The 18,719-nt window shown below is 72.8% G+C and carries 16 protein-coding genes; 6 read left to right on the top strand and 10 right to left on the bottom strand.

Going from position 1 to position 18,719, the window contains the following annotated elements; all coding sequences use genetic code 11:
* Window positions 1-34 precede the first annotated feature (34 nt).
* From EV279_RS00670 to EV279_RS00660, 3 genes are all read left to right on the top strand, one after another.
* Entirely contained in the window at window positions 35-895 is an 861-nt protein-coding gene (locus EV279_RS00670; RefSeq protein ID WP_133541028.1) for a transposase, read from the top strand.
* Between the two features lie 86 nt (window positions 896-981).
* Window positions 982-2,181, top strand: a complete 1,200-nt coding sequence (locus tag EV279_RS00665; protein WP_133541026.1) for a cation:proton antiporter — start codon at window positions 982-984, stop codon at window positions 2,179-2,181.
* Window positions 2,178-2,678, top strand: coding sequence for a glutaminase (locus tag EV279_RS00660; protein WP_133541024.1), 501 nt, complete (start codon window positions 2,178-2,180; stop codon window positions 2,676-2,678). Before EV279_RS00665 ends, EV279_RS00660 begins: the two co-directional genes overlap by 4 nt.
* A gap of 12 nt (window positions 2,679-2,690) precedes the next feature.
* Here the strand turns inward: EV279_RS00660 and EV279_RS00655 are convergent, their stop codons facing one another.
* Together EV279_RS00655 and EV279_RS00650 are read right to left on the bottom strand one after the other, a co-directional pair.
* On the bottom strand, window positions 2,691-3,440 hold the full coding sequence (locus tag EV279_RS00655) for a GMP synthase (protein ID WP_133541022.1): 750 nt from the start codon (window positions 3,438-3,440) through the stop codon (window positions 2,691-2,693).
* Between the two features lie 91 nt (window positions 3,441-3,531).
* Window positions 3,532-4,284 carry a LysR family substrate-binding domain-containing protein gene (locus EV279_RS00650; RefSeq protein ID WP_133541020.1) on the bottom strand — a complete coding sequence of 251 codons (753 nt, stop codon included), beginning with the start codon at window positions 4,282-4,284 and terminating at the stop codon, window positions 3,532-3,534.
* A gap of 33 nt (window positions 4,285-4,317) precedes the next feature.
* On the opposite strand from EV279_RS00650, the gene EV279_RS00645 reads away from it, so the two are divergent.
* Complete coding sequence (locus EV279_RS00645; protein ID WP_208109440.1) at window positions 4,318-4,716, top strand: DUF1304 domain-containing protein; 399 nt, start codon at window positions 4,318-4,320, stop codon at window positions 4,714-4,716.
* Window positions 4,717-4,785: 69 nt separating this feature from the next.
* On the opposite strand, the gene EV279_RS00640 is transcribed toward EV279_RS00645, so the two are convergent.
* The 7 genes from EV279_RS00640 to EV279_RS00610 form a co-directional block, all read right to left on the bottom strand.
* On the bottom strand, window positions 4,786-5,358 hold the full coding sequence (locus tag EV279_RS00640) for a thermonuclease family protein (protein ID WP_243728380.1): 573 nt from the start codon (window positions 5,356-5,358) through the stop codon (window positions 4,786-4,788).
* 125 nt (window positions 5,359-5,483) lie between these two features.
* The gene (locus tag EV279_RS00635) at window positions 5,484-5,891 is read right to left on the bottom strand and encodes a transferase (protein ID WP_133541018.1); all 408 of its coding nucleotides are present in this window, start codon (window positions 5,889-5,891) and stop codon (window positions 5,484-5,486) included.
* Between the two features lie 182 nt (window positions 5,892-6,073).
* Window positions 6,074-6,847, bottom strand: a complete 774-nt coding sequence (locus tag EV279_RS00630; RefSeq protein ID WP_133541016.1) for a DNA-formamidopyrimidine glycosylase family protein — start codon at window positions 6,845-6,847, stop codon at window positions 6,074-6,076.
* Window positions 6,840-11,861, bottom strand: coding sequence for a DEAD/DEAH box helicase (locus tag EV279_RS00625; protein WP_133541014.1), 5,022 nt, complete (start codon window positions 11,859-11,861; stop codon window positions 6,840-6,842). Before EV279_RS00625 ends, EV279_RS00630 begins: the two co-directional genes overlap by 8 nt.
* 115 nt (window positions 11,862-11,976) lie before the next feature.
* Complete coding sequence (locus EV279_RS00620) at window positions 11,977-12,162, bottom strand: PspC domain-containing protein (protein WP_133541012.1); 186 nt, start codon at window positions 12,160-12,162, stop codon at window positions 11,977-11,979.
* A 39-nt stretch (window positions 12,163-12,201) separates the two neighbouring features.
* Window positions 12,202-13,866, bottom strand: a complete 1,665-nt coding sequence (locus EV279_RS00615; RefSeq protein ID WP_133541010.1) for an ATP-binding cassette domain-containing protein — start codon at window positions 13,864-13,866, stop codon at window positions 12,202-12,204.
* Window positions 13,867-14,137: 271 nt separating this feature from the next.
* Window positions 14,138-14,809, bottom strand: coding sequence for an alpha/beta fold hydrolase (locus EV279_RS00610; protein ID WP_133541008.1), 672 nt, complete (start codon window positions 14,807-14,809; stop codon window positions 14,138-14,140).
* 79 nt (window positions 14,810-14,888) lie between these two features.
* On the opposite strand from EV279_RS00610, the gene EV279_RS00605 reads away from it, so the two are divergent.
* Together EV279_RS00605 and EV279_RS00600 are read left to right on the top strand one after the other, a co-directional pair.
* Entirely contained in the window at window positions 14,889-15,557 is a 669-nt protein-coding gene (locus EV279_RS00605; RefSeq protein WP_133541006.1) for an NUDIX hydrolase family protein, read from the top strand.
* A 323-nt stretch (window positions 15,558-15,880) separates the two neighbouring features.
* Window positions 15,881-17,407, top strand: a complete 1,527-nt coding sequence (locus EV279_RS00600) for a DivIVA domain-containing protein (protein ID WP_243728379.1) — start codon at window positions 15,881-15,883, stop codon at window positions 17,405-17,407.
* Between the two features lie 161 nt (window positions 17,408-17,568).
* Here the strand turns inward: EV279_RS00600 and EV279_RS00595 are convergent, their stop codons facing one another.
* Entirely contained in the window at window positions 17,569-18,639 is a 1,071-nt protein-coding gene (locus tag EV279_RS00595; protein WP_133541004.1) for a low specificity L-threonine aldolase, read from the bottom strand.
* Window positions 18,640-18,719: the final 80 nt, after the last annotated feature.

Genomic DNA, 18,719 nt, shown 5'->3' with positions numbered 1-18,719 from the left:
GCGAGGCGGCACGGGGACCGGCAGAATGATCGGGATGCCGCAGCCCGCCGCGCAGGACGACCTCGACGCGATCGCCGTCGAGCTCTACGCACTGCCCCCATCGGAGTTCACCGCGGCGCGCAACGCGCGGGCCTCGGCATCCGATCGCCCGCTCGGTGCTCGGGTGAAGAAGCTCCCCAAGCCCGCCGTCGCGGCGTGGGCCGTGAGCCTGCTCGCGCGTGAGGGCCAGCTCGGCGAGGCGCTCGAACTCGCCTCGGCGCTGCGCGAGGCGCAGGACGACCTCGACGCGGCAGAGCTCTCGCGCCTGGGCGCGCAGCGCCGCGCCCTCGTCGGGGCGCTCTCCACGCAGGCGGTCGCCCTGGCCGGGGAGCGCGGCGTCGCGGTCGGCGCGGCGGCCCGGGACGACATCGAGAAGACCATCAATGCAGCGGTGATGGATGCCGCGGCCGCCGCCGCCGTCATGACCGGCCGCCTCGTGCGGCCTCTCGAGGCGACGGGGTTCGAACACGTCGACCTCGCCGACGCCCTGGGCGGCTCCGCGCCGGACGGGGGCGCCGCGCCGCCCCCGCCGACGCGGGACGACCTGGCCGAACGCCGCGCGCGCAAGGAGGCGGAGAAGGCCGCCCGCGAGGCCGAGCGCGCCGAGTCCGAGGCGCAGCGCGAGCTCGCCCGCATCGAGACGCGGCTCGGCAAGGCGAGGGAGCGTGCCGACCTGCTGCACGAGCGCCTCGAGGAGCTGCGGGCCGACGTCGCGCGCTTCGAGCGCGAGGCCGCCGAGGCAGACGACGAGGCCGAGCGCATGGACGGGAAGCGTGAGGAGGCGGCATCCGTCGCCCGCGCCGCGAGCAAGAAGGCCGAAGCCGCCCGCGCCGCGGTCGAGGAGCTCGCGCGCTGAGCCGAACACAGCGGTCGACTGCGGCGGCCCTCCGGCCAGGATGAGAGCCCGGCGCGCGGGGAAGCGCGCGTCGCTACCCTGAACCCGTGAGCACGCAGCAAACGACGATCTTCCTCATCTTCGTCCTCGCGGTGCTGGCGCCACTCGTCGCCCGCTTCCTGGGACGCTGGGTGCGCGTCCCGATCGTCGTGTTCGAGCTCCTCCTCGGCATCCTCGTCGGTCCCGCTCTCCTCGGGTGGGCGCAGCCGTCGGACTTCGTCGACCTCCTGTCGAACTTCGGCCTCGCGATGCTCTTCTTCATGGCAGGATCCGAGATCGAGCTCTCCGCCCTTCAGGGCAGAACCGGCCGTCGCGCAGCGGGCGGCTGGCTCGTCAGTCTGGCGGCCGGCATCGCGGCGGGCTGGCTCATCGCACCGGGGGAGGCGGCGGTGGTGGTCGGGGTCGCACTGTGCTCGACGGCTCTCGGCGCGCTCCTGCCGATACTCCGCGACGAGGGCGAGCTCCGCACGCCCTTCGGACGGTCGATCTCGGCGATCGGCGCCGTCGGCGAGTTCGGACCGCTCATCGCCATCTCGCTCTTCCTCGGCGGACGCGACCCCGGGATCGCGACCATCGTGCTCCTGCTGTTCGTCGCGGTCGCGGCCGTGGCGATCTGGTGGGCCTTCCGCGTCCCGCAGGGGGCGCTGCACCGGCTGGTCAGCGCCTCGCTGCACACCTCCGGGCAGTTCGCCGTGCGCTTCGTGGCCTTCGCCCTCGCCGTACTGGTGGCACTCAGCATCGTGCTCGACCTCGACATGCTCCTGGGCGCCTTCACGGCGGGCGTCGTCTGGCGGCTGGCCATGAGGGACGCGACCGAGCACGACCGTCACGCCGTGGAGAGCAAGGTCGAGGCTGTCGCGTTCGGCTTCCTCGTGCCGATCTTCTTCATCTACACGGGGATCACCTTCGACCTTCAAGCACTGCTGGACGAGCCGGTGCTGTTCCTCCTCCTGCCGGTGGGACTGCTCATGCTGCTCCTCATCCGCGGCCTGCCCTCGACTCTCGCCGCGCCCGTGGGCGCCTCGCGCCGCGATCGCATGGCGGTCGCGCTCTACGGCGCGACGGGGCTGCCGATCATCGTCGCCGTCACGGCGATCGGGGTGGACGAGAAGCTCATCTCGAGCGGGCTGGCTTCCGCCCTCGTCGGGGCCGGGATGCTGTCCGTGCTCCTGTACCCCCTTCTCGGGACGATTGTGCGCCGGGAGCGCCTCACGGCGCCCGCAACCTTCCAGGACGATCTCGCGTGAGCCTCTTCGCGCTGTTCGACAGCGCGCGCACGAGACTGCAGGTGATCCCCCGCGAGGGGCTCGGCGAGCTGATCGAGCCTGCGCGCATCCTCGGGATCCGGCGCGCTCCGCGCATCGTCTCCCGCGGCTGGGTGTGGCACCTCGGCGCGATCCTCCTGTCCGAGGACGCCGTCTACGCGACGGGCGACATCATCCGCGCCCACGAGGAGGTGCGCCGCGGCTATCCGGCGGAGTCCCAGCGGCGGCGGGCCGAACTCGCGGCGGCGGCGCGGCGGGGCGGGTTCGCGGAGGGCCAGACGGTTCATCTCGGGTGGACGCCGATCGACCTCGCCGCGGTGGGCGAGGGCGCGGCATCCGGTCCCCTTGCTCTCGTCGCGGGAGTGCCGAGCGTCCGCTGGAGCGCGATGGGCGGCTTCGTGCCGCTGGAGGGGTACGTCGAGGAACGGATCTCGCTCCTGCTGCACCCGCCTCTCGGCATGGGCGAGACACCGCACTGACCCGTCGGCGAGTCAGTGCGGGGTCTCGGGGCCGAACCGGCGGGCGAAGCCGCGCAGCAGCCGCACCGGCTCGGTGACGGATGCTGCGAGCACCTGCGTCGCGATCCGCTCGTAGTCGTGCGCGGCGAAGTAGCCGTCGTCCCGGTACACGGCCATGCGCTGCGTGAACGCCCGCGGCGTCGGCTCGGGATGGAACTGCGTCGCGTAGAGGGTCTCGCCGACGCGGTACGCCTGGACGGGGCATCCCTCGTTCGCCGCGAGCAGCACGCCGCCCGGCGGCGGCTCCGCGGAGCCCTCCTTGTGCGCGGTGAGAGCAGAGAACCGCGTCGCGAGCTCGCCGAAGAGCGGATCGGCCGCACCGTCGCGGGTGACCTCGACGGCGGTCGGCCCGGTGTCCTCGGGGTACGCGCGGCTCACCTCGCCGCCGAGATACCTGGTGACGACGCCGATGCCGTAGCACGTGAAGAGTGCCGCCGTCGTCGCGGTCACGGCGCGCTCGGCGATCGTGGTCAGGTCCTTCTCGAGGCGCCGCTGGACGTCGGTCTTGGTGGACTCCGGGTCCGTCGCGTTGAAGGGGCTGCCCCCCACGAGGAAGCCGCTGTAGCGGTCGAACACGTCGGCGGGGAGCGGGGCCCGCACGAGGTCGTGCTGGGCGAGCTGCGACTCGTCGAGGCGCATCGCCTGGCGGAACGACTCGTACTCGGCGGCCGCGGCGCCCTGCTGTGGGCGCACGCACACGTAGAGCAGCGGGGCACGCGTCATGCCGGAAGTCTAGGCGCCGCGTTCCGCACGGGGCGGTCTCAGCGTCACGATCCGCCGCGAAGGCCGCGCGCCCGATAGCCTCGCGCGGAGGTCACGTGCGGGACGAGTTGGCCGTGCGCCCTCGGACGATCCCGACGAACACCTCCACGTGCGGCGTCGTGCGGGCGGCAGGCCATGCGAGGGCCACCTGCGAGGCGGGTCCGTCGCGGAGAGGGATGGATGCCGCGTCCCGCCGCTGGTGCAGCCGCGCCAACGACATCGGCACGATCACGGCACCGACCCCGGCGGCGACCGTCGCGATGGCGTCGGCCGTCGTGGCGGGCGCCTCGAAGACCGGCGCGACCGCCCCGGGCACCGTGAAGCCGAGGACGTCGTCGGCGGGCGTGAGGACGACCTCGCCCTCGAGGTCGCCCAGGTCGAGCTCGTCCGCCGCCGTCAGGTGGGAGACCTTCGACACGACCACGACGGCCTGCTCCTCGTAGAGGGGGATGACGTGGAGCCCGTCCGCGTCCAGGGGCAGGCGGACCAGCGCCGCATCGACCTCGCCCGACAGCAGCTCCTCGCGCTGGTGCGCGACCTCCACCGGTCGCAGCTCGAGCTCGACATGCGGCATCCGCTCGCGCCAGGTGTCGATCCATCTCCCGGGTGTCGCGCCGGGCATCGCGCCGAGGACGAAGCGCGTCGGCTCGGGCGCCGCCGGCTCAGCACGAGGGGTCGGACGAGCGGCGGTCGAGGACCGCGCCGAGCGAGCGCGCCCGCCGCCGCGGCGCGGGGACGAGGCATCCGCCTTCCGGCCGCCCTTCCCGTGCCGGGGCGCGCCTCGCGAACCGCCGCTCTTCGCCATGCCGCCAGAGTAGCCGGGCGCTATCGTTCGGTCATGGTGGCCATCCTCGCGACGGTGTTCGCGGCCCTCGCGGCCCTCCTGCACGTGTACATCTTCGTCATGGAGAGCGTGCAGTGGACGCAGCCGCGAGTGTGGAGGCGCTTCGGCGTCGCCGATCAGGCGACGGCTGATGCGACGAAGCCGATGGCCTACAACCAGGGCTTCTACAACCTCTTCCTCGCCGTCGGCGTCGTCATCGGGCTCGTGCTGTTCTGGGCCGGTGGCCCCGACACCGTCGCGGATGTCGCGGGTCGCACGCTCGTGCTCTTCAGCCTCGGCTCGATGGTCGGGGCGGCGCTCGTCCTGACGACGACCGGGTCGAAGTACCTGCGAGCGGCGCTGATCCAGGGCACGCTGCCGCTCGTCGGATTCGTGCTCTTCCTCTTCGCCTGAGGGCGAGCGGTCGGTCTACTGCGGGCGGCCGACGAGCGTGGCGCCGAAGGCTCGTGCTCGGCGTGGAGGTCAGCCGCACGCGCCCCACCGCCCGGAGGATGCTGCGTGGGCGCCCGCTTCGAGGCTGCGCAGCAGCGGCTCGTGCAGCGTGTTCGGCGCGTAGACCTCCGTGCGGGCGTCGCCGCGCGCGACCAGCTCCCCGTTCACGAAGCGCCCGTCCGGGGTCCAGACGTAGAGCAGGTGGCGGCCGTACCGGTCGAGCGGCTCGACGTCGGGAGCGACCCAGATCGTCGACCCGGGCGGCGTCAGCTCCGCGAGCCGCGCCGTCGCCTCTGCGCTCCAGCATTCGGGCTCCGGCGAGATCTCCGGGGTGTCGACGCCGAGCAGACGCACGCGCGTCGACGACAGGTCGGTGACGACCCGGTTGGGCGCGTCGACGTGCGCGCGGAGGGTGTCGCCGTCGTGGACGGACTCGACCGTCATGCGGAACGCCTCGTCCGGCGGCGCGGGCATCGCCGCCGGCGCGGTCGGGGCCGCGGAGGCGGACGGGGCGACCGTCGCCTCGTCGCGCATGCCGTACCACCAGGCCACTCCGCCGGCGACGACGAGCACGAGAACGGCGATCAGCACGCGCGTGGTCACGCGGCGATCCTAGGGGGCGGTGCTGACACTCCGGCGGCGCTCGTCGCGCGGCGGCGGGGTGCCCGGGGGCGCGGAGGGCGAACGAAAGCCGGGCCCTGAGACAGAGCCCGGCTGGGTCGCGCCGGTCAGGCCGCCAGACGCAGTCCGCGTCGGTCGGTGGCGACGCGCTCGCCGTCGCCGATGGTCTCGTCGTCGCCGATGAGCGAGCCCACCGCGACGCGAGCCTCGCGCCCTACCTGCGTGCGCACGCCGATCTTCGCCCCGGCGCCGATGGCGGCTCCGGCGCCGATGTGCGCGTGGGGAGCGATGTCGGCCTCCGGGCCGATGACGGCGTCGCTCTCGACCCACACTCCACGACCGACATGTGCCCCCGCGGCGATCTGGACGCCCGGCTCGACATACGCTCCCGCTTCGACCACGGCGCTCGGGTGCACCTTCGCGCCGTGCGCGATCAAGCCACGGCCGTTGGCGTGCTTCCGATAGCGCAGGGTCTCACCGCGGTCGTTCTCGATGTCGATGTAGTTCTTGCCCACTGTCCCCTCCTGCAGCGCCGGATGGCGCCGAGCATAGGAATAACCCGAATGCCCGGAAATTCATTCCCGTGCATGACCTCTGCCCCTATTGGGCCTCATACCTCTATTCGTCACCTAGACGCTTGCGGATTGCGCGAGCGCATGCGATAACCCCGGCAGGACGTCGCGTCAGCACGTGGAGGTCAGCGCTGGCAGTTCGGGCACCAGAAGACGATGCGCTCGCGCGTGGGGTCGGCGCCGAGGGTGCTGCCGAGGATCGTCGTCCCGCAGCGCCGGCACGGGCGGCCCTCGCGGCGGTACACCCACGTCGCCCGCCCCGGGCGCGCGTCGCCCGTGAAGGTGCGGCCCGAGCGGTCGCGGTTGGCCCGGATCATCCGCGCCCCGAGATCCACGACGGCCGCGGCATCGGTCTCGGTTGCGGGACGGGTGGGAAGGATGCCGCGCACGAACAGGATCTCGTTGGCATACTCGTTGCCGAAGCCGGCGATGTTGCGCTGATCCTGGATCGCGACGTGCGCGGCTCTAGAGTCGGCCCCGAACCGGCGGGCGGCCTCGGCCGGATCCCACGCGTCCGAGAGCGGGTCGGGACCGAGGTGGTCGACGAGCCGGCCCTCCTCGCGGGTCGGGACCACTTCGATGTCGGCGAGGTCGAAGCCGACGGTCTCGGCGCGGGCCGTGCCGATCACTGCCCGCGCCTTGAACGCGGGCGCGCGCCAGCGCTCCCCCGGGCGGTACACGTGCCACTCACCCTCCATCTTGAGGTGCGAGTGCAGGGTCCACTCGCCGATGCGGTGGAGCAGGTGCTTGCCGCGCGAGACCACGTCGTGCACCACCTCGCCGCGAAGGTCGACGGTCGCCGCCTGGGGAACGCGCAGCTCGAAGCGGGTGACCTCCGAGCCGGCCAGCGCCTCGTTCAGCCGCCGGGCGGCGCGGAAGACGGTGTCGCCCTCAGGCATGCGCCGCCGCTCGTGCCGCATCGCCGGCGGTCAGGCGGCGGAGCGTCAATCCGCGCGGCGACTCGACGAACCCGGCCTCGCGCAGCGCCGCGCCGGTCGGGGCGGTGTAGACGAATGCCCCGTTGACCTGCTCGACGGTGAGCGTGTCGAGCCGGCGAGCGCGGGCGGTCGCGGCGAGGTCGCGCGCGGCGGCGGCCAGGCGCTGCTCGTCGTCGGTGAACGCGAGCGCGGACTTGCCGCCCCGTTCGAGGTAGAGGGTCAGCGCGCCGTCGACGAGCACGACGATGCCGCCGGCCTTCCGGCCCGGGCGGTGGCTCACCCCCTCGAGCGCAGGCCACGCCAGGGCTGCCCCGTACGGATTCGCGGGATCGGTGGCGGCGAGCGTCACGGGCCGAAGCGGCGCGGGGTCGGGGAGCCCCGCGAACTCACGGAGCCGGTCGACGGTGGCCGAGGCGGCGAACTGCGCCGCTCCCAGCTTCTCGATGACGTAGCCCCGGCGGCAGTGCCCGGCCTCCTCGAACCCGGCCAGCACCCGGTACGCCTGCGCGAATCCGCCGGGGAGCCCCTCGGACTGCACGGCGCCGCGCGTCACGACGCCGTAGCGGTCGAGCAGGAGGCTCGCCGACGCCGTCGCCCGGAGCGCCGTGTCGATCTCGGCGGGAGGGAGAAGCGACCATCGGCCGCCGATGGCGGGGGGACGGGGAGGGACGGATGCCGCGACCGTCCGCACCGCGGCGCCGCGGTACATCCGGGCCCGAGGCGCGCGGCGGGTGACCCGGTGCGCCTGCGAGCCACCGGTGAGGAGGGTCCGGATCGGGGCGAACGTGTCGTTGGTGACGCGGCCCGCCCACGTGAGGCTCCAGAGCGCGTCGATGACCGACTGCTCGTTCTCCGCTCCCGTCGCCTGCTTCAGCTGCGCGACGAAGTACGCACCGCCGCCCGCGAGCGCCTCGAGCAGCTGGCTCTCGAGGCTGCCGTGCGCGATCTCCTCGCTCGGCGGCGCGAGCGTGAGCGGCGCGCCGTCCGCCGGGTGCAGGGCGATCCAGCCGTCTCGGCCGGGAAGCGATCCGTGACCGGACCAGATGACCTCGCCCGTCGCGGTGAGCTCGTCGAGCATCGAGGGGGTGTAGTCCGACACGCGCGCCGGCAGCACGAGCGACTCCCACGCGCTCGCCGGGATGGGGACGCCCGCGAGCTGCTCGATGACGGCCGCGACGCCGTCGATTCCCTCGAGCGGGCGCGTGAGGTGCTGCCACGAGGGCAGGAACCGCGCGTACGCCTCCTGCGAGACCGGCTCGACGCTTCCGCGGATGGCAGCGAGCGACCGCATGCGCAGGCGCCGCAGCACCTCCGTGTCGCACCATTCCAGGTCGTCGCCGCGTGCGGCCTCACCGGCCCCCGAGCCGGCTCCGGTCCCCGAGCCGGCTCCGGTCCCCGAGCCTGACGAGGGGTCGGGCAGGAAGAATCCGCTCGCGATGCGCCCCTGCGACTCCAGCCGCTGCAGCGTGTGGCGGATGACGGCGACGCCGAGACCCAGCCGGGCGGCGACGGCCTCGGCCGGGAACGGGCCGTGCGTGCGGGCGTGACGGGCCACGAGGTCGCCGAGGGGATCGGCGAGCGGATCGAGGAAGGCGGTCGGGATTCCGACCGGGAGCGCGGCTCCGAGCGCGTCGCGCAGGCGACCGGCGTCTTCGATCGCGGCGACCCGCGTGACGCCGGCGATCGTCACCGGGATGGCTCGCCGCGCGTCGATGAGGGCCGTCAGATGCGCGGATGCCTCCGCCTCGGTCGCGTGCGGCTCCGCCGACCACCCGCCACCTGGGGTCTCCGAGCTCTCGCTGGTCCCTGAGCTCGTCGAAGGGTCGAGCTCCTCGTCCTCGTCCCACCACTCGCCGGTGACAGGATCCATCGACCCGTCTCCTGCGCTGGTCGAGCGGTCGGCGCGTTTCGTCTCGTCGCTGCGCTCCTCGCTCAACGACCGGACGGCGGGCGGCGCCGGCCCATCGGCAGCCGCGACGGCATCGGCGGGCTGGAGCCTCGCGGCGACCTCCGCGGCATCCATCGGGCCCAGCATCCGGAGCAGATCGGCCACCCCTTCGACTCCGCGCGCCCTCCGCTCGGGTTCGAGGCGCTGCACCTCGCGCTCGAACTGGGCGATGATCGCCGGATCCAGGAGCTCGCGCATCTCGACCTTGCCGAGGAGCTCGGACAGGAGCGCCGGATCGACCGAGAGCGCGGCCGCCCGGCGCTCGGCCAGCGGAGAGTCGCCCTCGTACATGAAGGCGCCGACGTAGCCGAAGAGCAGGTCGCGCGCGTACGGCGACGGCTGCGCGGGCTCGGTCTCGACGAGGCGGATGCGTCGATCGCCGATGCTCTTCGCGATCCGCAGCAGAGCGGGGACGTCGTAGACGTCCTGCAGCACCTCCCGGAGCGTCTCGAGGATGATCGGGAAGGTCGGGTACCGCCGCGCGACCTCGAGCAGCTGGGCAGAGCGCTGCCGCTGCTGCCACAGCGGGCTGCGACGATTCGGGTTGGTGCGGGGCAGGAGAAGGGCGCGCGCCGCGCACTCGCGGAAACGCGACGCGAACAGCGCCGACCCGCCGACCTCGTCGGTGACGATGTGCTCGAGCTCATCGGGATCGAAGACGAAGAGCTCGGCGCCCGGCGGCTCGGCCGTGGCATCCGGGATCCGCGCGATGACGCCGTCGTCGCTGGCGACCGCCGCGCCGTCGACGCCGAGCCGCTCGCGGATGCGTGCGTTGACCGCGAGCGCCCACGGCGCGTGGACGGGCATGCCGTAGGGCGAATGCAGGATGAGCCGCCAGTCGCCGACCTCGTCGCGACCGCGCTCGACGGTCAGGCTCTTGTCGGTCGGAAGAGTGCCCGTCGCCTCGCGCTGCTCGGCGAGGTACGCCAGGAGATTCCCCGTCGCGTTGGGGTCGAGTCCCGCCTCCTTGAGGCGCGCCTCGGCCTTGTCGGGCTTCGCCGTCGAGACCTCCCGGGCGAATGCGCCGAGCGCCTCGCCGAGCTCCGCGGGCCGTCCGAGCCCGTCGCCGTGCCAGAACGGCACCTTGCCGGGCTGCCCGAACGCCGGCACGACGTTGACCCGGTCGTGGGTGATCTCGACGATGCGCCAGCTCGTCGTGCCGAGCGTGAAGACGTCGTTGACGCGCGACTCGTACACCATCTCCTCGTCGAGCTCGCCGACGCGGGCGTTCGACGACTCGCCCGCGACGAAGACGCCGAAGAGACCGCGATCGGGGATCGTTCCCCCGCTCGTGACGGCGATCCGCTGCGCTCCGGGCCGGCCGGTCAGCACGCCGAGGTCGCGGTTCCAGACGACGCGCGGGCGCAGTTCGGCGAACTCGTCGGAAGGGAAGCGGCCGGCGAGCAGATCGAGGGTCGCCTCGTAGGCCGAGCGGGGGAGCGAGCGGAAGGGCGCGCTGCGCTTGACCGTCTCGTACCACCCCTCGACGTCGACGGGGCCGACGGCGCAGGCCGCGACGGTCTGCTGCGCCAGGATGTCGAGCGGATTCTGAGGAACCGCGATCGCCTCGATCCTGCCCGCGAGCATGCGCTCGGTGACGATCGCGGTGTGCAGCACGTCGCCGCGGTGCTTGGGGAAGAGCGCGGCGCGGCTCACCTCGCCCACCTGGTGACCCGCGCGGCCGATGCGCTGCAGACCGGAGGATGCCGAGGGCGGCGCCTCGACCTGGATCACCAGGTCGACGGCGCCCATGTCGATGCCGAGCTCGAGGCTCGAGGTCGCGACGACGCAGCGAAGGACGCCGGACTTCAGCTCCTCTTCGACCTGCGCCCGCTGCTCCTTCGACACCGACCCGTGATGGGCCTTGGCCAGCACGGGATTCGCCCCGGCTGTCGCTCCTGCCTGGGCCATCATCGCGGCGGGCACCGTCGCGTCGGGCAGGTCGAGTCCGAGGCGCTCCGAGTAGATCTCGTTGAGTCGCCCGGTCAGCCGCTCGCCGAGCCGGCGCGAGTTGACGAACACGATCGTCGACCGGTGCTGGAGGATGCGGTCGACGATCGCCTCCTCGACGTGCGGCCACAGCGAGCCGGTCACCTCGGTGCTCTCGGGGACCGGCCGGCCGGTGTCGAACCAGTCCTCCGAGACCCCCTCGTCGTCGGCGCCGGTGTCGCCGTCGGGCTCCGACCCCGGCGGAGGGGGCGGGTTGAGCATGTCGTCGACGGGTACCACGACCCGTAGGTCGAACGCCTTCGACGCCTTCGGGGCGACGATCTCGACGGGGGCGGCGCCCCCGAGGAATCGCGCCACCTCGTCGATGGGGCGCACCGTGGCCGACAGGCCGATGCGCTGGGCGGGCGGCGACCCGGGCTGGAGGGACTCCCGCAGGGCGTCGAGGCGCTCGAGGCTGACGGCGAGGTGCGCGCCGCGCTTGGTCGCGGCGACGGCGTGGACCTCGTCGATGATGACGGTGTGGACGCCGGCGAGCGTCTGCCCCGCCTGGCTCGTGAGCATGAGGTACAGCGACTCGGGCGTCGTGATGAGGATGTCGGGCGGCGCCGACACGAGCTTGCGCCGGTCGCTCGAGGTGGTGTCGCCCGATCGCACGCCGACCGAGACCTCGGGCACCGAGATGCCAAGGCGCCGCGCCGACTGCCCGATGCCCACGAGCGGGGACCTGAGGTTGCGCTCGACGTCGACGCCCAGCGCCTTGAGCGGCGAGATGTAGAGGATGCGGGTCGGGGATGCCGCGGCATCCGGTCTCTTCTTCCTGCCTCTCGCGGGAACCGGAGCCGGCTCCTCCGGTGACTTCTCGCGGAACACGCGGTCGATCGCCCAGAGGAACGCCGACAGCGTCTTGCCCGACCCGGTGGGCGCCACCACGAGCGCGTGCCTGCCCGCCGAGATCGCGTCCCACGCGCCGGTCTGGGCGCTCGTCGGCTGCGCGAAGGCGCCGCGGAACCAGTCCTGCGTGGCAGGAGAGAACCGCTCGAGCACGCGATGCGCTGAGCCGGACGAAGCGTCGCTCATCCCTCCATCCTTCCCGACACCTCCGACATCGAGGGCGGTCAGATGAGAACTTTCTCCTGGTGGAGAGAGCATTCCTCGGCAGTGGAGGGACGCGGGCGGCGGCTTCGGGCGGGCGTCAGTCCCGCGCGAGCGGGATGAGAAGCCACAGCAGCAGATAGAGCCAGATCGACAGGCCGAAGAAGACGACCGAGCCGACCATCACGATGCGGATGACGACGGGGCTCATGTCGAAGCGATTGGCGATCGCGACGCAGACGCCGCCGAGGACGCGTCCGGTGCGGGGGCGAACGAGCTCGGGCATGCGACCATCCTGCCCCGAAGGTCCTCGCACCGGTAGACGTCATACCTCGGCGAGGCGTCCGTCGCGCCCGAGTTCGAGCACGAGGTCGACGCCGAGCCGGCCGAGGAAGGCGTCGTCGTGGCTCACGACGACGACGGCCCCGCGGTACGCCGACAGCGCCTCGACGAGCCGGTCGACCGTGTCCAGATCGAGGTTGTTGGTGGGCTCGTCGAGCACGAGCAGCTGCGGCGGCGGGTCGGCCAGCAGCAGCCGCGCCAGCGCGACGCGGAAGCGCTCCCCGCCGGAGAGCGTCGCGACCGGCCGTGTCGCGGCATCCCCCCGGATGAGGAAGCGCGCGAGGCGGTTCCGCAGCTCCGGCGTCGGAACGCCCGGCGCGGCGGCGGCGACGTTCTCGACGACAGATGCTTCGTCCCGGAGCCCGTCGATGCGCTGCGGAAGGTACCCGACCCGGTCGGTGTGCGCCACGGCGTCTGCATGACTCCTTCGATCCGACCCCGTCGAGGCGGAATCGGGCGACTCGGCTCCGATCCGGACGGAATCGACGGAGTTGTGCAGAGCCGACCGGACGAGCCGCTCGAGGAGCGTCGTCTTCCCGGCGCCGTTCGGCCCTACGAGGGCGACGCGCTCCGGGCCCTGGAGGACCCACGAGCGGGTGCCGTCGCCGATCGTCGCGATGCGACGCCCGGCGGGGACGCCCGGGTCGGGCAGGTCGACGTGCATCGACTCGTCGTCGCGCACGCGGCCTTCCGCGGCAGCGAGCGCCTGGCGGGCGGAAGCCTCGCGATCGGCCTTCTCGCCGCGGAGTCTGCCCGCCGAGACCTGGGCGGCCCGCGAGAGCCCGCCGGCGACGATGGGCGGCACGCGCTTCTCGAGCTGCGCCTTGCGTCCCATCGCGAGGCGCTTGGCCAGTTTCGACTCGGCCTCGATCCGCTCGCGCTTCTCGCGCTTGACGAGCTGTCCGGCGGCACGCTCGGCCTGGCGGGCGGCGCCCTGCTCGGCATCCAGCCATGCGCGCCACTCGGAGTACGGGCCGCCGAAGGTCGACAGCTCGCTGTCGTACAGCTCGGCCGTGTCGTCCATGAGCTCCAGCAGCGCGGTGTCGTGGCTCACCACGACGAGCGCGCCCCGCCATGCGCGCACCATGTCGTACAGGCGGCTGCGGGCGTCGCGGTCCAGGTTGTTCGTCGGCTCGTCGAGCAGCGTCACCGGTGCGCCGCGCAGGCGGATGCCGGCGATCGCCGTCAGCACCGCCTCGCCGCCCGAGAGCTCGCCGACGCGCCGCTCGAGCATCGCGGGGGCGAGGCCCGCTTCGGCCAGCGCGGCATGCGAGCGCGCCTCGACGTCCCAGTCCGCACCGACGGCGTCGAAGTGGGCCGGGTCCGGATCGCCGGACTCGATCGCCCGGAGGGCGGCGAGCGGAGCCGCGACGCCGAGCAGCTCGGCGACGGGCCGGTCGACGTCCAGCGTCAGGCGCTGGGGCAGGTACGCGGCATCCTCGAGCCTCGTCACGTGCCCGCGATCGGGCGTGAGATCGCCCGCGATGAGCCGGAGCAGCGTCGACTTGCCGGAGCCGTTGCGGCCGACCAGGCCCGTGCGACCGGAGCCGAACGTGCCGGAGACGCCCGCGAGGGCGATCGAGCCGTCGGGCCACGTGAAGGTGACGTCGTCGAGGACGACGGAGGGGGTGAAGGTGGAAGCGGGCATGAGTCTCCTCGGTGTCGTGGATGCACTGACACCGGGAGGGCCGCGGGCGGGTCCGGGAAGGATGCCGGAGCCGAGGAGGCGGCGGAGGTCGACGGGTCAGCGCGGATCGGTGGCGCGGACTCGCGTCGAGGCGTCCGGGATGACGGACCGAGGGATCGACGGATCAGCGCGTGGTCACAGCGCGGTCGCGAAGATCTCCGTCAACGTCTTTCCTCACACTCGGGACAAGGACCGCGCCATCATACCGGACCTCTTCTGAATGAGGAATGGGTCAGGCGGTCAGCGCTTCGAGCTGCTTGTCGAGGAAGGCGCGGACGTCGGCGAGCTCCGCCTCCGAGACGCTGTGCGTGAGGCCCTGGTAGACGCGGCCGCTGAGGTCGACGTGCGCCGGCAGCCACTCGACGGTGTGCGCGACGAGGAACTCGGGGATGACGTCGTCGTTCGTCCCTCGGCCCCAGAAGACCGGGGGCCTCCGCTCGGCGAGCGCGGCGTCGCCGGGCAGATCGCCGGGCGTCGCATACCCCGAGAGGTTCACGACGAAGGCGAGCCGGTCGGGAGCCAGCCGCATCGCCTGCAGCGACACCGCCCCGCCCTGCGAGAAGCCGAGGAGGCCGACCGGCGTCGGCGCGGGAGCGACGACGTCGAGCCAGTGGAGGAGGCGGGCGGCGGCATCCGTCGTCCTCGCGGCATCGCGGCCCTCGAGGCCCTCGATCGGGTACCAGGAGTAGCCCGGCGCCGGCCACGGCGGTGTGAGCGGAGCGCGGACGGCGGCGACGGCGAACTGCGCCGGAAGGTAGGGGACGAGGCCGAAGAGGTCGTTCTCGTCGGCGCCGTAGCCGTGCAGCAGGACGAGGAGCGGTCGGCCGGTCCGCGCCTCGGGGCCGGCGGACCACAGCACGATGTCGGGGTCGAGGTGCGGGGTTCCGGCCAGCGGGTCGCTCATGCCCTCGATCCTCGCACTCTGCACCGACGCGGGTCGGCCCCTCCCCGTCGCGGCTGAGGCCCTGCGGTATACAGGAGGCATGCCGGTCCGCACGCCAGACCCCGACCCCAACGAGAGCGACGACGAGGGCACCCCGCGCGATCCGCTCGGCGGCATCGGCGCGTCGTTCGGCGTTCCGGGCAGTCCGCTGGGCGACGGGACGTTCGGCTCGCCCGCCCCCGGCAGCGCAGCCAACCCCGCGTGGCTCACCGACATCGAGCTCGCTGAGGCCCGCCGCCGGCTGCCGATGCTGTACGTCGAGGCGCTGCCGGTGCGCACCGACGGCATGGGCGCCGTGACGAAGGTCGGGATCCTGCTGCGCGCGACCCCGCTCGGCGAGATCACGCGGACGATCGTGTCGGGTCGCGTCCGCTACGGCGAGACGGTGCGCGACGCGCTGTTCCGCCACCTCGAGAACGATCTCGGGCCGATGGCCTTCCCCCTTCTCCCGCCGCAGCCCGTGCCGTTCACGGTAGCGGAGTACTTCCCGATCCCGGGTGTGAGCCCGTTCCACGATGACCGCCAGCACGCCGTCTCGCTCGCGTTCGTCGTGCCCGTGACCGGAACGTGCGAGCCGCGCCAGGACGCGCTCGAGGTGACGTGGCTCTCGCCGGAGGAAGCGGCATCCGACTCCCTCGCCGCCGAGATGGAGGGCGGCCGCGGCACGCTCGTCCGGCTCGCCCTCGCGAGCGTCGGCGCGCTGCGCTGACCCGATCGCGCACCACGGGCAGCAGTCGCGCGCGAGCGGTGCTGCGGCGGGTCACGAAGGCCCGCCGGCGAGTTGGACCGGCGGTCGGCGGAGGCTGCGGCATCCGCTTCTGGGAGCGTTCCCGTCCCTCAGATTCGGCGGGTATGATTCCACCGACCCGAGGCGCGGCAACGCGCCGATCCCCCCACCCCACGTCGCGGCATCCCGCGCGACGACCTCGCCGCACCGCGACCGCCGAACCCGAATCGGCGGCCGCCGACGAGGCCTGTCCGCCCGGCTGTCCGCCGACCTCGAGCTCACGAAGCGAAGAAGCGGAGAGTCACATGCCCGATCAGCAGACGCCAGCCCGGAACGCCGGCCCGGAGGACGCATCGCCGTTCGACGAACTCATGATCGGCGGGGAGCAGTCCCCGGTCGGACCCTCGTTCACGACCGTCTTCCGCGGCTACGACAAGGACGAGGTCGACGCGGCCGTCGCCCGCCTGACCGCGCGTCTGCGCGCCGAGGGCGACGAGATCGCCCTGCTCGAGCAGCGCTACCGCGACGTCAGCGACACCGCGAACGCCCAGAGCATGGAGGCCGTCGGACGCATCGAGGCCGAGTACGAGGCGAAGCTCGCGGCCGCCGATGCACGCAGCCGCGAGACGATCGACCGGCTGAAGGCCGCCCTCAACACCGCCAACGCGCGCCTCGGCAAGGTACAGGACCGCGTGCAGGCGGAGGTCTCGGCCGCCGACGAGCGCAGTCGCGAGACCATCGAGCGCCTCGAGGCCGAGCTCACGGCCGCGACCGCGCGAGCTGCCAAAGCAGAGTCGCAGGTGCAGGCGCTGAGCGACGAGCTCGTCGACAGCGGCGGCCAGGACTCGAGCCGCCCGCAGTTCGAGGAGATCCTGCGGGTTGCGGAGGATCAGGCGAGCCTCATCATCCGCAACGCCACCGTCCAGGCCGATCGTCTCCTCGAGGCGTCCCGCGAAGAGATCGCCAAGCGCCGCAAGGAGGTGCAGGTCGAAGCCGACGGGATCCTCGCGCAGGCCCACCACGACGCGCAGCAGGCGCGTCTGCGCATCGACACCGAGCTCACGGCTCACCAGGCGCGGCTCGAGCGCGAGGCGGCCCACGCCGCCGAGAAGGTGTCGCAGGCCGAGCAGGAGGCTGTCGCGATCCGCACCGAGGCGGAGAAGGGGGCCGCGTCGCTGCGGTCGATGGTCGCGCGCGAGACGTCGCTCGCCCGGCAGGAGGCCGAGGAGGCCGTGCGCGAGCTTCGCCTGCGCGCGCTCGAGTTCGAGGAGTCGCTCACCCGTCGCCAGAACGACGCGCAGCAGGAGTTCCTCGTGCTGCACAACCAGGCCGTCGCGCACGCCGAGCGCATCACGCAGGACGCCAACGACCAGGTCGCCGCATCGCTCGAGCACGCGCAGCGGGTCGCCTCCAAGGCCGACGACTTCGACCGCCTCATGCGCGCGCAGGCTGCACAGATCGAGGCCGACGCGAGCATCCGCGCCCGCGAGACCCTCGACCGCGCGCGCGACAAGGCGCAGAAGATCATAGAGACGGTCACGAGCCACTCTCAGGGCGTGCTGCGCGACGCCGAGGACCGCACCCGTCAGCTGCGCTGGCAGCAGCACCAGCTCACGAGCTTCATGGCGGAGGTGCGCGAGCTCATCCGCCCCGAGACGCCCTTCGACGCCTCGGCCGACGTCGACGTGTCGGCCGACGGCGAGGCGTCGGCTGGGCACGCGGATGAAGAGACGACGGATGCCGCGGCCGGCCCGGGCTCCGAGTCCGAGGCGCACACCGCCGACGGCGGGACGCCCCAGGAGCCGACACCCCGCGAGCACGCCGACAACTGACGGCCCTACCCGTCGCACGAGAACAGGAGGATCGGGCGGGCGCAGGACGGAAAGCCCTTGCGACGTCCTGTATTCGTCGATCCTCCTGTTCTCAGCAGCAGTGGCTCAGGGGCAGTAACCGAGGAGCAGTGGCCGAGGAGCAGTGGCTCTGGAGCAGTGGTTCAGGAGGCTGACGTCTCGCGGGCGATGGCGGCGACGAAGGCGTCGATGTCCTCCTCGGTCGTGTCGAAGCTGCACATCCAGCGCACCTCGTTCTTCGCGGCATCCCAGTCGTAGAAGCGGAAGCTCTCGCGCAGCCGGTCGGCGACACCCGGAGGCAGGGTCGCGAAGACGCCGTTGGCCTGGGTCTGCTGGGTGAAGGCGACGCCGCGGATCGACCCGTCGGCCATGCCCGCCTCCACGCCGGCGCGCAGGCGCTGCGCCATGGCGTTGGAGTGCCGCGCGTTGCGCAGCCACAGGTCGCCCTCGAACAGGGCGACCAGCTGCGCCGACACGAACCGCATCTTCGACGACAGCTGCATGTTGAGCTTGCGGAGGTAGGTGAGGCCCGTGGAGGCGTCGGGGTCGAGCACGATGACGGCCTCGCCGACCATCGCCCCGTTCTTCGTGCCGCCGAGGCTCAGCACGTCGACGCCCGCGTCGCGGGTGAAGGCGCGCAGGGGCAGGTCGAGCGACGCCGCGGCGTTCGAGATGCGCGAGCCGTCGAGGTGCAGGCGCATCCCGAGCGGATGGATGTGATCGGCGATCGCGCGGATCTCCTCCGCCGTGTAGAGCGTGCCGAGCTCGGTGGACTGGGTGATCGACACCACGAGCGGCTGAGCACGGTGCTCGTCGCCCCAGCCCCAGGCCTCCCGGTCGATGAGCTCGGGCGTCAGCTTGCCGTCCTCGCTCGGGACGTTCAGGATCTTGATGCCCGCGACCCGCTCGGGGGCCCCGCCCTCGTCGACGTTGATGTGCGCCGACGACGCCGCCACGACGGCGCCCCACCGGGGCAGCATCGACTGCAGGCCGGTGACGTTCGCGCCGGTGCCGTTGAAGACGGGGAAGGCCTCGACGCCCTCGCCGAAGTGCTGTGCCATGACCTCCTGCAGGCGGGCGGTGTACACGTCCTCGCCGTAGGCGACCTGGTGCCCCTCGTTGGCCGACGCGATCGCGGCGAGGATCTCGGGGTGGATGCCGGAGTAGTTGTCTGACGCGAAGCCGCGCACTTCGGGGTCGTGGATCGTGGTCACGGACATCCAGCCTAGTTCGGCGCTATGCGGGCGACGGCGCTGCACAACTCCTTCGAACGGGGGGGCCGCGCGGACGGAGA

The sequence above is a fragment of the Microbacterium sp. BK668 genome (assembly GCF_004362195.1).
In the GTDB taxonomy this organism is placed as follows: Bacteria; Actinomycetota; Actinomycetes; order Actinomycetales; family Microbacteriaceae; genus Microbacterium.
The sequence above is the reverse complement of the archived record's forward strand: the minus strand, read 5'-3'. Positions and strand labels throughout refer to the sequence as shown.

Coding starts and splice junctions, on each gene's coding strand:
- EV279_RS00670 (WP_133541028.1), top strand. CDS start 35: ATGCCGCAGCCCGCCGCGCAGGACGACCTCGACGCGATCGCCGTCGAG.
- EV279_RS00655 (WP_133541022.1), bottom strand. CDS start 3,440: ATGACGCGTGCCCCGCTGCTCTACGTGTGCGTGCGCCCACAGCAGGGC.
- EV279_RS00650 (WP_133541020.1), bottom strand. CDS start 4,284: ATGGCGAAGAGCGGCGGTTCGCGAGGCGCGCCCCGGCACGGGAAGGGC.
- EV279_RS00645 (WP_208109440.1), top strand. CDS start 4,318: ATGGTGGCCATCCTCGCGACGGTGTTCGCGGCCCTCGCGGCCCTCCTG.
- EV279_RS00630 (WP_133541016.1), bottom strand. CDS start 6,847: ATGCCTGAGGGCGACACCGTCTTCCGCGCCGCCCGGCGGCTGAACGAG.
- EV279_RS00625 (WP_133541014.1), bottom strand. CDS start 11,861: ATGAGCGACGCTTCGTCCGGCTCAGCGCATCGCGTGCTCGAGCGGTTC.
- EV279_RS00620 (WP_133541012.1), bottom strand. CDS start 12,162: ATGCCCGAGCTCGTTCGCCCCCGCACCGGACGCGTCCTCGGCGGCGTC.
- EV279_RS00615 (WP_133541010.1), bottom strand. CDS start 13,866: ATGCCCGCTTCCACCTTCACCCCCTCCGTCGTCCTCGACGACGTCACC.
- EV279_RS00610 (WP_133541008.1), bottom strand. CDS start 14,809: ATGAGCGACCCGCTGGCCGGAACCCCGCACCTCGACCCCGACATCGTG.
- EV279_RS00605 (WP_133541006.1), top strand. CDS start 14,889: ATGCCGGTCCGCACGCCAGACCCCGACCCCAACGAGAGCGACGACGAG.
- EV279_RS00600 (WP_243728379.1), top strand. CDS start 15,881: ATGCCCGATCAGCAGACGCCAGCCCGGAACGCCGGCCCGGAGGACGCA.